The organism is Bosea sp. OAE506, from assembly GCF_040546595.1.
Lineage (GTDB): Bacteria > Pseudomonadota > Alphaproteobacteria > Rhizobiales > Beijerinckiaceae > Allobosea.
This window is the reverse complement of the sequence record NZ_JBEPOB010000001.1, coordinates 1,887,703-1,902,097: the sequence shown is the minus strand read 5'-3', so window position 1 is coordinate 1,902,097 and position 14,395 is coordinate 1,887,703. Positions and strand designations below refer to the sequence as shown.

Annotated in this window: 11 protein-coding genes and 1 pseudogene; 7 read left to right on the top strand and 5 right to left on the bottom strand. The window is 67.6% G+C overall.

The genetic code is table 11. The features are described 5' to 3' along the window. Positions 1-73: 73 nt before the first annotated feature. Positions 74-1,093 (top strand): TRAP transporter substrate-binding protein, encoded by a 1,020-nt coding sequence (locus ABIE41_RS09175; RefSeq protein ID WP_192643935.1) that lies wholly within the window; start codon positions 74-76, stop codon positions 1,091-1,093. Between the two features lie 131 nt (positions 1,094-1,224). After that, positions 1,225-2,028 (top strand): SDR family NAD(P)-dependent oxidoreductase, encoded by an 804-nt coding sequence (locus tag ABIE41_RS09170; protein ID WP_192643936.1) that lies wholly within the window; start codon positions 1,225-1,227, stop codon positions 2,026-2,028. Between the two features lie 152 nt (positions 2,029-2,180). On the opposite strand, the gene ABIE41_RS09165 is transcribed toward ABIE41_RS09170, so the two are convergent. Then, positions 2,181-2,879, bottom strand: coding sequence for a hypothetical protein (locus ABIE41_RS09165; protein WP_192643937.1), 699 nt, complete (start codon positions 2,877-2,879; stop codon positions 2,181-2,183). Between the two features lie 369 nt (positions 2,880-3,248). Then, positions 3,249-3,995, bottom strand: coding sequence for an aspartate/glutamate racemase family protein (locus tag ABIE41_RS09160; protein ID WP_192644316.1), 747 nt, complete (start codon positions 3,993-3,995; stop codon positions 3,249-3,251). Positions 3,996-4,175: 180 nt separating this feature from the next. Between ABIE41_RS09160 and ABIE41_RS09155 the strand changes: the two are divergent. The 5 genes and pseudogenes from ABIE41_RS09155 (at position 4,176) to iolB (ending at position 11,087) form a co-directional block, all read left to right on the top strand. After that, positions 4,176-5,055, top strand: a pseudogene (locus ABIE41_RS09155) (MurR/RpiR family transcriptional regulator). Between the two features lie 138 nt (positions 5,056-5,193). Next, on the top strand, positions 5,194-7,128 hold the full coding sequence (locus ABIE41_RS09150) for a bifunctional 5-dehydro-2-deoxygluconokinase/5-dehydro-2-deoxyphosphogluconate aldolase (RefSeq protein WP_192643939.1): 1,935 nt from the start codon (positions 5,194-5,196) through the stop codon (positions 7,126-7,128). A 174-nt stretch (positions 7,129-7,302) separates the two neighbouring features. After that, positions 7,303-9,150, top strand: coding sequence for a 3D-(3,5/4)-trihydroxycyclohexane-1,2-dione acylhydrolase (decyclizing) (gene iolD / locus ABIE41_RS09145; protein WP_192643940.1), 1,848 nt, complete (start codon positions 7,303-7,305; stop codon positions 9,148-9,150). A gap of 149 nt (positions 9,151-9,299) precedes the next feature. Next, positions 9,300-10,184, top strand: coding sequence for a myo-inosose-2 dehydratase (iolE, locus tag ABIE41_RS09140; RefSeq protein ID WP_192643941.1), 885 nt, complete (start codon positions 9,300-9,302; stop codon positions 10,182-10,184). 105 nt (positions 10,185-10,289) lie between these two features. Continuing rightward, positions 10,290-11,087 (top strand): 5-deoxy-glucuronate isomerase, encoded by a 798-nt coding sequence (gene iolB / locus ABIE41_RS09135; RefSeq protein WP_192643942.1) that lies wholly within the window; start codon positions 10,290-10,292, stop codon positions 11,085-11,087. Positions 11,088-11,196: 109 nt separating this feature from the next. Here iolB and ABIE41_RS09130 read toward each other — a convergent pair whose 3' ends face one another. From ABIE41_RS09130 to ABIE41_RS09120, 3 genes are all read right to left on the bottom strand, one after another. Further along, on the bottom strand, positions 11,197-11,514 hold the full coding sequence (locus tag ABIE41_RS09130) for a hypothetical protein (RefSeq protein ID WP_192643943.1): 318 nt from the start codon (positions 11,512-11,514) through the stop codon (positions 11,197-11,199). 82 nt (positions 11,515-11,596) lie between these two features. Further along, positions 11,597-13,309: a nickel ABC transporter ATP-binding protein NikE gene (gene nikE / locus ABIE41_RS09125; RefSeq protein ID WP_192643944.1), complete on the bottom strand. Its 1,713-nt coding sequence runs from the start codon at positions 13,307-13,309 to the stop codon at positions 11,597-11,599. Positions 13,310-13,481: 172 nt separating this feature from the next. Beyond that, the gene (locus ABIE41_RS09120; protein ID WP_192643945.1) at positions 13,482-14,330 is read right to left on the bottom strand and encodes an ABC transporter permease; all 849 of its coding nucleotides are present in this window, start codon (positions 14,328-14,330) and stop codon (positions 13,482-13,484) included. Positions 14,331-14,395 lie beyond the last annotated feature (65 nt).

The window sequence follows — 14,395 nt, the reverse complement described above, 5'->3', positions numbered from 1 at the left end:
GGACAGAGCGCCGCCCCGAGCCACCGACCGTCATCAACAAGAACGCCACAATAAACCACAGGGAGAAACGACCATGACCATCTCACGCCGCACCCTGCTCCAGGGCACCGCCGCCGCCTCCGCGGTCGGCACCTTCTCGATCGGCCGCGCCTCCGCCCAGAGCGCCGAGTTCACCTACAAATACGCCAACAACCTGCCGCTCGCGCATCCGCTGAACCAGCGCGCCAACGATGCGGTCGAGAAGATCAAGGCCGAGACCAACGGCCGCGTCGTCATCCAGATCTTCCCCAACAACCAGCTCGGCTCCGACACCGACATGCTGAGCCAGGTCCGCTCGGGCGGCGTCGAGTTCTTCACGCTCTCGCCGCTGATCCTCTCGACCCTGGTCCCCAACGCCTCGGTGTCGGGCATCGGCTTCGCCTTCCCGAACTACGACGCCGTCTGGAAGGCGATGGACGGCGAGCTCGGCGCCTATGTGCGCGGCCAGATCGGCAAGGCCAATCTCGTCGTCATGGACAAGATCTGGGACAACGGCTTCCGCCAGATCACCTCGTCCAAGGGCCCGATCAACACCCCCGACGACCTCAAGGGCCTGAAGATCCGCGTGCCGGTCTCGCCGCTCTGGACCTCGATGTTCACCGCCTTCCAGTCGGCCCCGGCCAGCATCAACTTTGCTGAGGTCTACACCGCGCTGCAGACCAAGATCGTCGACGCGCAGGAGAACCCGCTGGCGATCATCTCGACCGCCAAGCTGTTCGAGGTGCAGAAGTATCTCTCCGTCACGAACCACATGTGGGACGGCTTCTGGTTCCTCGGCAACAAGCGCGCCTGGGAGCGTCTGCCTGAGGACCTGCGCGCCATCGTCGCCAAGAACCTCAATGCCGCCGCCGAGCTGGAGCGCGCCGACGTCGCCAAGCTCAATGCCGGCCTGCGCGAGGATCTGACGGGCAAGGGCATGGTCTTCAACGAGACCAAGGCCGACCCCTTCCGCGACGCCCTGCGCAAGGCCGGCTTCTACGCCGAGTGGAAGAAGAAGTATGGCGACGAGGCCTGGGCGATCCTCGAGAAGGCCGTCGGCGGCTCGCTGAGCTGAGAGCCTTCGACGACCGCGCCCGTCATTCTCGGGCGAAGCGCAGCGCAGACCCGAGAATCTCCTGCAGGAGATGCTCGGGTCGAGCCCGAGCATGACGGCGCGGGTCGACCGCGAGACGAAAGAAGACCACCATGGCCGACCGGCTCAAGGGCAAGATCGCCGTCGTCTTCGGCGCCGGCTCCTCGGGTGAGGGCTGGGGCAACGGCAAGGCGGCGGCCGTCGCCTTCGCGCGCGAGGGAGCGCGCGTCGCCTGCATCGACATCAGCCAGGCGGCGGCCGACGAGACCGCCGCGATCATCACGGCTGAGGGCGGAATCGCCATCGCGCTGGCCGCCGACGTGACCCGGCAGGCCTCGATCGACGCCGCCGTCGCCGCGACGATGACGCGCTTCGGACGCATCAACATCCTCCACAACAATGTCGGCGTGACCCATATGGGCGGGCCGGTCGAGCTGTCGGAAGAGCAGTTCCAGGCCGCGATCGACCTCAATCTCGGCCCGGTCTATCGCTGCTCCAAGGCCGTGATCCCGCATATGCTGGCCGGCGGCGGCGGCGCGATCGTCAACATCTCCTCGATCGCCGCGATCCGCTGGGTCGGCTATCCCTATTTCGCCTATTACGCGACCAAGGCCGCCGTGAACCAGGCGACGGTAGCGCTGGCCATGCAGTATGCAAGGCAGGGCATCCGGGCGAACTGCATCATGCCCGGGCTGATCGACACGCCGATGATCTACAAGCAGATCTCGGCGCAGTACCCCTCGGTCGAGGAAATGGTCGCCGCCCGCGACGCGCTCGTGCCGATGGGCAAGATGGGCACCGCCTGGGACATCGCCAACGCCGCGGTCTTCCTCGCCTCCGACGAGGCGAAGTTCATCACCGGCGTCTGCCTGCCGGTCGACGGCGGCCAGACCTGCGGCGCGAGCGGGGTGGGGTGAGGCGCTGCTTCCGAACCCTGCTCGGAACCTCACCGCCATTCCGGGCAAGCGAAGCGAAAATCCGAAATCCATCCCAGAGAACTATGCTAACCCCTAGCGACGGCCACCAACCGCCGGCACAAGTATCGTGCGCAGAATTTCCGTTTTCATGGTCATTGAGCGCGCCTCCAAAAATCAGCAGTACCAATAGCCCGGGGATCCCAAAGTGGCATTTTGTTAAGCCATTCGCCAAAGCCGGTTTCCGGGCCAAATGACGGCAAATATCTCTGGACACCGACGGTCACAGGAGCACGCGTTGTCTCCAATGTGGCGCTCTTGAAACTATAACCAGGACCGAAACTCGCTGCGATATTGGTCGGATCGACGCGCGAAACCGTCTTTGGATCGCGCGGATCGAGGAAACGGACCATCAACGGCATTTGTTCGGGCCGAAGGGGCGCCACCAGATGCTCGTCACGGTAGCGTTTCAGGTTCTCAGGCAGGGCCTCACCGCCCCTATGTCCGGGCCGGCTATCCCTCGGAAAGGCCGAGTAGACGATCGAGCCCGGTTCGGAGTTGAAGCCTTCCTGGCGCGAGCCGTTCTTCAACAGCACAAAGATCTGCCCTCGCGCACCCAGATCGACGGTCACGGCCTCGCCGACGATGCGCATGCCGCCCGAAAAGCCCCGAGGCTGCTTCGTCTCGAACACTTCGACCACGCTGAAGCCGGACTTCACGCCATCGGGAGTGTTGACCTCGACCGTCAACTTGTAGCGGAAGCTGTTTGTCGGGAAGGCGATGGACCAGCAAGCCTTGAGGCCGATCAGGATCAGCAGCGGGGTCGCAACGATGATGGCGACGCGCTTCAACATTGGCGAACCGCTCACCGGCATCCGGAAGACGGGAAGATAACCCTGTGAGGCAACGCCATCCCGACCAACACCATTCCTCCCGAAGCCGGCCTCGTCCTCTTCATTGCGCCACCGAACCGTGCGGCTTCTTCATTCGTGCCGGCATGGCTGGACCTCTCAAACTAGGGGCTGACTTCAGTCGCTTGATGGATCGAGCCCCGACGACTGGGCGTTGCGGTCCACATTACATGTTCGCGACTAACAGAGTCCTCATCCTGAGGAGCCGCGAAGCGGCGTCTCGAAGGATGGTCCAGGAGGCTCCCGAACCATCTGGAACATCCTTCGAGACGCAGCCTTTGGCTGCTCCTCAGGATGAGGGCTGGAAATTCCTCACCCCCGCCTTGCGATCCAGTCCGCCAGCGGTCCCGCCAAACCCACGCTCTCCTTTCCCGCCGGCCGCGCGAAGCTCCCCGTGCGCGCCTTGAGCGGCCGCAGCAGTGCCAGCGTCTCGGCCTGCTTCACCGCCGCCTGAACCTGGTCGATCACCGGCACGGGAATGCGCTCGCGAACCTTCGCCGCGAGCCCCGCCAGCGGCGCTCCCGCCAGGATCACCACATCGGCCTGCGTGCTCGCGACCGCCTCGTTGGCGAGCGCCACCAGCAGTTCCTCCTTCTCCTCCTGCACATCCGAGATCGAGCGGAAGGCGCCGTCGAGCATGCGGATCCCGGCGCAGCGATCGGCCATGCCGTGCATCTCGACGCATTCCTGATACCAGGGCCCCAGCGCGCTCGCGAAGGTGACGATCGCGAAGCGTCGGCCGAGCATGCAGGCGGTCAGCATCGCGGCCTCCGCCATGCCGACCACCGGCACCTCGAACAATTCGCGCGCCGCGAACAGGCCCGGGTCGCCGAAGGCCGCGATCACCGCGGCATCGTAGGACCCCGCGCGCTCCGCCAGCATCTCAAGCGCGATCGCGCCGCCGATCTGTGCCTCCGCCCGCGTCGAGATATAGGGCACGCCGCGCGGTGCGGTCGCGGGCATGATCTGCGTGTCGGGGCCGACGACCTGCACCGCCGCATCGAGCAGCCGCGTCGTCAGGCTCTCGCTGGTGTTGGGGTTCAGCAGCAGGATCTTCATCGGGGCTCGCTCTCTCGGGATGGCACGCCGCGCCTGCAGGCTGCGTGCCATGGCGCCGCCCTCCGATCCAGCCCGGATCGCCAGCACGGCGCAGCGCGTTCCATCGCTGGAACACTTGATCCATTCCGCGCACGCTGCCAGAAGGGCTGACGCGCGGCGCGCGGCCGGGAGAGAGATGGCATGACGGACGAGACGGCCCTTGCGGCCCCTCGCGATTTCGACGGCCTGAGATCGCTGATCCTCGCCCGCCGCCAGTCGCTGCCCAAGCGCATCGCCCAGGTCGCCGCCTATGCGCTCGACAATCCCGACGAGATCGCCTTCGGCACGGCGGCCAGCATCGCCGACGCGGCCGGCGTGCAGCCCTCGACGCTGGTGCGCTTCGCCCAGCATCTCGGCTTCGATGGTTTCACCAGCCTGCAGAGCGTCTTCCGCGAACGGCTGCGCGAGCGCAATTCGAGCTATGAGGAGCGGCTTAACGCGCTGCGAGCCGATGTCGGCGGCAATGGCGCCAATCACCGCATCCTCGAGGGCTTCCTGACGGCGTCGGGCACCTCGCTCGACCTCATGGCCCGCTCCCTCGACGAGGCGCAGCTCGACCGCGCCCATCGACGCCCTCGCCGGGGCGGAGACGGTCTATATCCTGGCGCGACGGCGCTCCTATCCGGTCGCGAGCTACATGGCCTATGCGCTCGGCAAGCTCGGCGTGCGCAACCAGCTCGTCGAATCGGCCGCCGGCCTGAGCCCCGAGATCCTCTCCTTCGCGACGCAGCGCGACGTCGCGCTCGCCGTCAGCTTCTCGCCCTATGCGGCCGAGACGATCGACGAGGCTCGCCTGCTGTCGGAGCGCGGCGTGCCGGTCGTCGCCATCACCGACAGCGCCTTCTCGCCGCTCGTCCAGTTCGCGACGATCTGGTTCGAGGTCGCGGAGGCCGATTTCGGCGGCTTCCGCACGCTCTCGGCCACCATGGCGCTGTCGATGGCGCTGGCCGTCGGCATCGGCGACGCGCGCCGGGACCGCAAGCCCGGCAAGCCGCGCGGCCGGGCCCGCACCCCCTCCTGACGCCCCCGGCCACACTCTCCAGATCGGGAACATCCATTCCGAATTGACTAGAAAGTAGAACTGTTATTTCGTAAACGACGGATCGCCGGCGCGCGGTGCGCAGCCGGGACCAGGGGCAGGACAAGCCGGGAGAACGACATGGCGGCATCGCAGGGCGGACCCGCGCCGTCGCTCGACGTCATCACCATCGGGCGCGCATCGGTCGATCTCTACGGCCAGCAGATCGGCTCGCGGCTCGAGGATGTCGGCAGCTTCGCCAAATCGGTCGGCGGTTGCCCGGCCAATATCGCCATCGGCACGTCGCGGCTGGGCCTGCGCTCGGCCCTGCTGACGCGCGTCGGCGACGAGCAGTTCGGCCGCTTCCTGCGCGAGCAGCTCGCCCGCGAGGGCGTCACGCTGGACGGACTGAAGACGGACCCGACGCGGCTGACGGCGCTCGCAATCCTCTCGGTGGAGAGCGACAAATCCTTCCCGCTGCTGTTCTACCGCGAGAACTGCGCCGACATGGCGCTGGAGGAGGAGGACGTCGACGCGGCCTTCCTCGCCACGGCCCGCGGCGTCGTCGTCACCGGCACCCATTTCGCGAGGCCCAACACCGAGGCCGCCCAGCGCAAGGCGATGCGGCTTATGCGGGCGCAGGGCGGTAAGGTCATCCTCGACATCGACTACCGCCCCAATCTCTGGGGGCTGGCCGGCCATGCCGCGGGCGACAACCGCTACATCGCCTCGGCAGCCGTTTCGGAGCGGATGAAGAGCGTCCTGCCCGGCTGCGACCTTGTCGTCGGCACCGAGGAGGAGGTGCTCATCGCCTCGGGCGAGAGTGAGTTGCTGCCGGCGCTGAAGACGATCCGCGCGCTCACCCCCGCCACCATCGTGCTCAAGCGCGGGCCGATGGGCTGCATCGTCTATGAGGGCGAAATCTCCGACGATCTCGAAGACGGGATCATCGGCAAGGGCTTCCCGATCGAGGTCTACAATGTGCTGGGCGCGGGCGACGCCTTCATGTCCGGCTTCCTGCGCGGCTGGCTCGGCGGCGAGACCCTGCAGACGGCGGCGACCTGGGCCAATGCTTGCGGCGCCTTCGCCGTCTCGCGCCTGCTCTGCTCGCCCGAAAGCCCGACCTTCGCGGAGCTGCAGTACTTTCTCAAGAACGGCAGCCCGCATCGGGCGCTTCGTAAGGACGAGGCGATCAACCACATTCACTGGGCGACGACGCGTCGGCGCGACATCCCGTCGCTGATGGCGCTCGCCTGCGACCACCGCGCCCAGCTCGAGGAGGTCGCGCAGAAGGTCAGTGCCGACCCCGCCCGCATCCGCGACTTCAAGGTGCTGGCGGTCAGGGCCGCCGCGCGCGTCGCGGCCGGCCGCCCGGGCTACGGCATGCTGCTCGACGAGAAGCATGGCCGCGAGGCGATGTTCGAATTCGCCCGCCACCCCTTCTCCTGGCTCGGCCGCCCGGTCGAGCTGCCGGGCTCGCGGCCGCTGCGCTTCGAGACGAGCCAGGACATCGGCTCACTCCTGCCGGAATGGCCGGTCGATCACTGTATCAAGGCGCTCTGTTTCTACCATCCAGACGACGAGCCCGCGCTCAAGCAGGCCCAGCAGGAGAAGCTGCGCGGCCTGTTCGAGGCGGCCCGGAAGGTCGGTCGCGAATTGCTGGTCGAGATCATCGCCAGCAAGCACGGCCCGCTCGGCCCCGACACCATCGCCCGCGCGATGCAGGAGCTCTACGACCTCGGCATCAAGCCGGACTGGTGGAAGCTCGAACCGCAGGCCTCCCCTGCCGCCTGGGCGGCGATCGAGCAGACCATTGCCCGCAGCGACCCCTGGTGCCGCGGAGTGCTGCTGCTTGGGCTCGACGCTCCCGCCGAGGAGCTGGAGGCCGGCTTTGCCGCCACGGCCGCCACCCCCATCGTCAAGGGCTTCGCCGTCGGCCGCACCATCTTCATGGCCGCCGCCGAAGCCTGGCTCGACGGCCGCATCGACGACGAGGCCGCCATCGCCGACATGGCCCGTCGCTTCGGCGCGCTGACCGAGCTCTGGCTCGCCACGCGTGATCGCAAGGCGGCCTGACCGTGCCGTCCTTGTTCCATCCCCGACGTCATTCCGGACAAGCCGCGCCAGCGGCGCCGCTCCGGAATCCATCGTAGAATTCGGAGCCCTCCGATGGATTCCGGGCCTCCGCTTCGCTCCGCCCGGAATGACGAAGAGGTTCCACCGCCCAATCCGTGGCCGAAGAGACGTTTCATGACCGCCACCATCCGCCTCACCATGGCTCAGGCGCTGACGCGCTATCTCAGCCGCCAGATGACCGAGATCGACGGGCAGCGCCTGCCGATCTTCGGCGGCGTCTGGGCGATCTTCGGCCATGGCAATGTCGCCGGAATCGGCGAGGCGCTCTGGCACGATCGCGAGCGCCTGCCGACCTTCCGCGCCCATAACGAGCAGGCCATGGCCCATGCGGCAATAGCCTACGCCAAGACGAACATGCGCCGCCGCTTCATGGCCGCGACGACCTCGATCGGCCCCGGCGCGACCAATCTCGTCACCGCCGCCGCACTCGCCCATGTCAACCGCCTGCCGGTGCTGCTGCTGCCGGGCGACGTCTTCGCCAACCGCATCCCCGACCCCGTCCTCCAGCAGGTCGAGCATTTCAGCGACGGCACGATCTCGGCCAATGACTGCTTCAAGCCGGTCTCGCGCTATTTCGACCGCATCACCCGGCCCGAACAGATCATCCCGGCGCTCCATCGCGCCATGCAGGTTCTAACCGACCCGGCCGAATGCGGGCCCGTGACGCTCGCGCTCTGCCAGGACGTGCAGGCGGAGGCTTACGACTATCCCGAGAGCTTCTTCGAAGAGCGTCTTTGGACGCCGCGCCGCCCGCGGCCCGACCGAGCCGAACTCGCAGCGGCGACCGCCGCGCTGAAGGCGGCCAGGAAGCCGCTGATCGTGGCCGGCGGCGGCGTGCTCTATTCCGGCGCCAGCGACCAACTCGCCCGCTTTGCGACGCAGACCGGCATCCCCGTCTGCGAGACGCAGGGCGGCAAATCCGCCCTGCCCGACGACGCGCCGCTGAACATGGCCGCCGTCGGCGTCACCGGCACGGGCGCCGCCAACCGCCTCGCGGCGGAAGCCGATCTGATCCTCGCCGTCGGCACCCGCCTGCAGGATTTCACCACCGGCTCCTGGGCGCTCTTCGCCGCCGGCAAGAGCGTGATCGGTCTCAACGTCCAGGCTTTTGACGCCGGCAAGCACCGCGCCTTGCCGCTGGTCGCGGACGCCCGCGAGGGTCTGGCCGAACTGCGTGAGGCCATCGACGGCTGGACGGCCCCCGCGAGTTGGACCACTGATGCCAAGGCCGGCAAGGCGGCCTGGCGCAAGGAGGCGGATGCGGTCACCGCCGCCACCAACGCCGCCCTGCCCTCGGACGCCCAGGTCATCGGCGCCGTCCAGCGCGCGCTTGGCTCAGACATCATCCTGCTGCATGCGGCCGGCGGCCTGCCCGGCGAATTGCACAAGCTCTGGCAGGCGGGCTCGCCCGGCTCCTACCACGCCGAATACGGCTTCTCCTGCATGGGCTACGAGATCGCCGGCGGGCTGGGCGCCAAGATGGCGCGGCCCGACCGCGAGGTCGTCGTCATGGTCGGCGACGGCTCCTATCTGATGATGAACTCCGAGATCGCGACCTCGGTGATGCTGGGCCTCAAGCTCACCATCGTGCTGCTCGACAACCGCGGCTTCGGCTGCATCAACCGCCTCCAGAACGCCACCGGCAGCGCCTCCTTCAACAATCTGCTGAAGGACGCCCGGCACGAGACTCTGCCCGAGATCGACTTCGTCGCCCATGCCGGAAGCCTCGGCGCGATCGCGCTGAAGGCCGGCTCGATCGCGGAGCTGGAAACCGCGCTCGCTCAGGCGAAGGCGAACACCCGCACCACGGTCGTCGTCATCGACACAGACCCGCTGGTCTCGACCGGCGCTGGCGGCGCCTGGTGGGATGTCGCGGTGCCGGAGGTCAGCGAACGCGCCGAAGTCCGCGCCGCGCGGGCGCAGTACGACATCAAACGGCAGCGCCAGCGTGTCGGGAATTAAGCGCGCCGTCATCCCGGGCGGAGCGAAGCGGAGACCCGGGATCCATGCCGGAACAGTTCAGGCATGGATCCCGGGTCGACGCCGCTAACGCGGCTTGTCCGGGATGACGGCGTGTTTCCATCAACAACAGTTTGCGAAAGACCCCAAACATGATCCGCATCGGCGCAAACCCCATCGGCTGGTCGAATGACGACATGCTCGAGATCGGCGGCGACATTCCGCTCGAAACCTGCCTGAGCGAGGCCCGCACGGCCGGCTTCACCGGCATGGAGCTCGGCAACAAGTTCCCGCGGACCGCCGCGGCGCTGAAACCGATCCTCGACGCCCATGGCCATGCGCTCGTCTCCGGCTGGTACTCGACCGAGCTGCTGATCCGCGACGTCGCCGCCGAGATGGAAGCCGTGAAGGCTCACGCGACCCTGTTGCGCGACATGGGCTGCAACGTTCTGATCGCAGCCGAGACCTCGAACGCGATCCATTCCGACATGGCCAAGCCGCTCTCGCTCCGCCCCGTGCTGGCGAAGGATGGCTGGGCGCAGTTCGGCGCGCGCTACACCAACTTCGCTGAAGGCCTGAAGGCAAAATACGGCCTTCAGCTCGTCTATCACCACCATATGGGCACGGTGGTGCAAACCGAATCCGAGATCGACCGCTTCATGGCCGTGACCGGCGAGGCCGTCGGGCTCCTGCTCGACACAGGCCACGCCACCTGGGGTGGCGGTGATCCCGCCCGCATCGCCCGGCACTGGAAGCCCCGCATCCACCATGTCCACTGCAAGGACATCCGCGAGGCGGTGATGTGGCAGTCCAACAAGGAGGACTGGTCCTTCCTGCAGTCGGTGCTGGCCGGCGTCTACACCGTGCCGGGCGACGGACTGATCGACTACGTCCGCGTGCTCCGCGAGCTTCAGGGCTATTCCGGCTGGATCGTCGTCGAGGCCGAGCAGGACCCGAAGAAGGCGGAGCCCGCGACCTACGCGAAGCTCGGCCACGCCAATCTCAGCCGCTTCATCACCGAAGCGGGGCTGGGCTGACGACAGCGTCATTCTCGGGCGAAGCGCAGCGCAGGCCCCAGAATCTCTTGGAGGAGATGCTCGGGTCGAGCCCGAGCATGACGAACCCCGGATAGGAAACCGCCCATGTCCCACCTCAAGATCCGCCCCTCCGGCAGCCACGGCCTCTTGACCCGCGTCACGCCTGAGAGCGCCGGCTGGACCTATGTCGGCTTCGAGCTGCACCGGCTCAAAGCCGGCGAGAGCGTGTCAGCGGCGACGGGGGATCGCGAGGCCTGCATCGTCTTCGTCACGGGCAAGGGCAAGGTCGCGGCCGGCGGGCAGGCTCTCGGCGAGCTCGGCCAGCGCATGAGCCCCTTCGAGGGCAAGCCCTGGTCGGTCTATGTCCCGCAAGGGGCGGACTGGTCGGTGACCGCGACCACGGATCTGGAACTCGCGGTCTGCACCGCGCCCGGCCTGGGCGGCGGCCTGCCGGTGCGGGTGATCGCGCCCGACGCGCTCGGCCAGGAAATCCGCGGCAAGGGCTCCAACACCCGCCACGTCACCAACATCCTCCCCGAGGGCGAGCCGGCGGATTCGCTGCTCGTCGTCGAGGTGATCACGCCCGGCGGTAACACCTCGAGCTACCCGCCCCACAAGCACGACCAGGACGACCTGCCGCGCGAAAGCTATCTGGAAGAGACCTACTACCATCGGCTGAACCCGCCGCAGGGCTTCGGCTTCCAGCGCGTCTACACCGACGATCGCAGCCTGGACGAGGCCATGGCGATCGAGGATGGCGACGTCGTGCTGGTGCCCAGGGGCTACCACCCCTGCGCCACCTGCCACGGCTACGATCTGTACTATCTCAACGTCATGGCCGGCCCGAAGCGGACCTGGAAATTCCACAACGCCGCCGAGCATGAGTGGCTGACGAAGCTGTGAGGCGGGTGCCTGCTCGGCGTCGTTCTCGGGCTTGCCCCGAGAACCTCAGGACGAGAATGCTGGAGCCGGAGATGGTCGGGTCAAGCCCGACCATGACGACGCGCCCCCCTCACGTCCCGCATTTATAGACCGTCCCGGACGTCGACGGCCCCTTCCACTTGATGTCGGCTACGCTGGTCAGAACGTGGGTGCCGCCGAGATCGGCCGCACGGGATTTCAGTCGGGCGATGGCCGCATCGCGCGCCTTGTCGAGGATCAGCACGGCGTGCAGCTCCGAGGCGCCGTCGATCTCGCCGAGCTTCGTGCAGGGCTCGATCACGCTCTTGTTCTCCGTCAGCACCACGATGTTCGTGCGCGAGGTCGGGATCGCGCAGGCGCCGAGCAGGAGGGACAGCGCCAGAGCGGGCAGCAGCGGGAAACGGGGCATGAAGGCTGTCCTCGGGCGGTGACGAAACATCGGCCGCCATGATCCGCCGCTTTGCCGCAATTTCAAGGCCGGATCGATGGACTCATCGCGCCGTCGGTCCGCCAAGATGCAAGACTGCCTCCAGCAGCGTGCGCGCATAGTCCGTCTGCGGCGCGGCAAACAGCGCCAGGCTCTCGCCCTGCTCGACGATGGCGCCATTCTGCATCACCACCGTGCGCTCGCACATCATCCGGACGACGTTTAGGTCGTGGCTGACGAAGAGCAGCGCCAGATCGTCCTCGCGCCTTAGACGGTCGAGCAGCTGCAGGATCACCGCCTGGACGGAGACGTCGAGCGCCGCCGTCGGCTCGTCGAGGATCAGGAGCCGCGGCCGGCAGGCAATGGCGCGCGCGATGCCGACACGCGCCTTCTGCCCGCCCGAGAGCTGATGCGGGAAACGCTCCAGCAGGCTGCTCGGCAGACCGGCGCGCTCGGCGCATTCGCTGACGCGGGCGGTGAGCGCCGCCCCGTCCTTCATGTTCAGCAGGCGCCGCAGCGGATGGGCGATGCAGTCGAAGGCGTTGAAGCGCGGATTGAGGCTGTCGGTCGGGTCCTGGAAGACGATCTGGATGTCCTTGCGCAGCGGCGAGCGGTGGAAATCGCGCGCCGGCAGCGTACCGATCGCCTGCCCGTCGAACAGGATCTCACCCTCGCTGGCGTCGATCAGCCGGCAGACCAGCCGCGAGATCGTGCTCTTGCCCGAACCGGATTCGCCGACGAGGCCGAGGCTCTCGCCGGCCCGGATCGCAAAGGACACATCGTTCACCGCGACCACGCCGCGGTCATAGCGCTTCACCAGGTTCTGCACCTCGAGCAGCAGCGGCGTGCCGGGCACGGGCTTCTTCCCCGAGCCCTCAACCTGAGGAGAAGCCGCAGGCTTCGTCTCGAAGGATGAACCAGGAGGCTCCAGGCCCTCGGATGCCAGGGCCTCCGGCGCCAGATCCGCGATTGTCGAGGTCGCCGTCGGCGAGGCCGCGACGAGGCGCTTGGTGTAGGGATGCTGCGGCGCGCTGAACAGCGAGAGCGGCTGCGCCTCCTCCACCACCTTGCCCTGCTCCATCACGCAGACGCACTGGCAGTAGCGCGAGGCCAGCCCGAGGTCGTGCGTGATCAGGATCATCGCCATGCCGCGCTCGGCGGTGATCCTGGCGAGCAGGTCCATCACCGTCTTCTGCGTGGTGACATCGAGCCCGGTCGTCGGCTCGTCGGCGATCAGGAGCTTCGGCGCGCAGGCGATCGCCATCGCGATCATGATGCGCTGGCACATGCCGCCCGACAGCTCGTGCGGATAGGCGTCGAGCCGCTTCTCGGGCTCGCGGATCAGCACCGCCTTGAGCAACTCGAGCGCCCGCGCCCGGCCCTCGCCCGCCGAGATCGGCTCATGGGCCATGATCGCGTCTGCGATCTGCTGGCCGACCGTGCGGATCGGGTTCAGCGCGCCGCGCGGGTTCTGGAAGATCATCGAGATCGCCGCGCCATGCAGGCGGCGCAGCTGCTTAGAGGAGGCACTGGTGATGTCCTCGCCCGCAAAACGGATGCGCCCGGCGCTGATCCGGCCAGACGCATCGAGCAGCCGCGTCACCGCGAACGCCGTCACGGATTTGCCCGAGCCGCTCTCGCCGACGACGCCGAGCGTCTCGCCCGCTGCGACGGAGAAGGACACGCCGCGCACGGCCTCGACCAGCCCGCGCCGTGTCGAGAAGGTGACGTGCAGGTCTTCGATGGCGAGGAGGGGGGCGTCTTGTGAAGGGTTCACTGTTAAAACTCTGACGCCTGCCAATCGAAACGCACCGTCATCCCGGACAAGCGGCGCAGCCGCGCTGCTCCGGGATCCATCGAAGGGCGCTGGCGCTCTAGGATGGATCCCGCAGCAGCGCTTCGCTGCGTCCGGGATGACGCTGTGGTTCCGAGATCAATCATCAAGCGCGTCACGTCCGCATCCGCGGGTCGAGGATGTCGCGCAGGCCGTCGCCGAGCAGGTTGAAGCAGAGCACGGTCAGCATCAACGCGAGCCCCGGAAAGGCAACGAGCCACCATTTGCCGGTCGAGATGAAGCGGGCGCCCTCCGCGACCATGATGCCCCATTCCGGCGTCGGCGCGGAGACGCCGAGCCCGATGAAGGAGAGCCCCGCCGCGTTCAGGATCGCCCAGCCGAGATTGAGCGAGACCTGCACCGCCATCGCCGGCAGCACGTTCGGCAGGAGGAAGCGCAGGACCACCGAGACGTGGCTGTCGCCGCTGGCGCGCGCCGCCTCGACCCAACCGGCATTGCGCCGGACGTTCACCTCGGCCCGCGCGAAGCGGATGTAGAAGGGCAGGTTGATGATCGCGGTGGCGATCACGATATTCTCGACCCGGTTACCGAGCGCGGCGACCATCGCCATCGCCAGCACGAAGAGCGGGAAGGCCATCAGCACGTCGACGAAGCGCCCGACATAGCGGTCGAGCCGCCCGCCGGTATAGCCGCAGAGCGCGCCGACCACCGCACCGAGCACGAAGGACAGGCTCACGGCGGACGCCGCAATGGCGAGGTCGAGCCGGGCTGCCACGATGAGCCGGCTGAACACGTCGCGGCCGAGCTGGTCGGTGCCCGCCCAATAGGTCGCGCTCGGTGGCTTCAGCGCATTGGCGACATCCGACGCGATCGGGTCGAAGGGCACGATCCAGGGGCCGATCACGGCGAGCACGCACAGGATGAAGGCGCCGGCAGCGGCGACCGCCGTGACCGGATTGCCGCGCAGGATCCAGACCGTGTGGCGCAGCGTGGAGGAGGTCATGGGGTGGAACCTCCACCGTCATTCTCGGGCGAAGCGAAGCGCAGACCCGAGAATCTCAGGCCAGT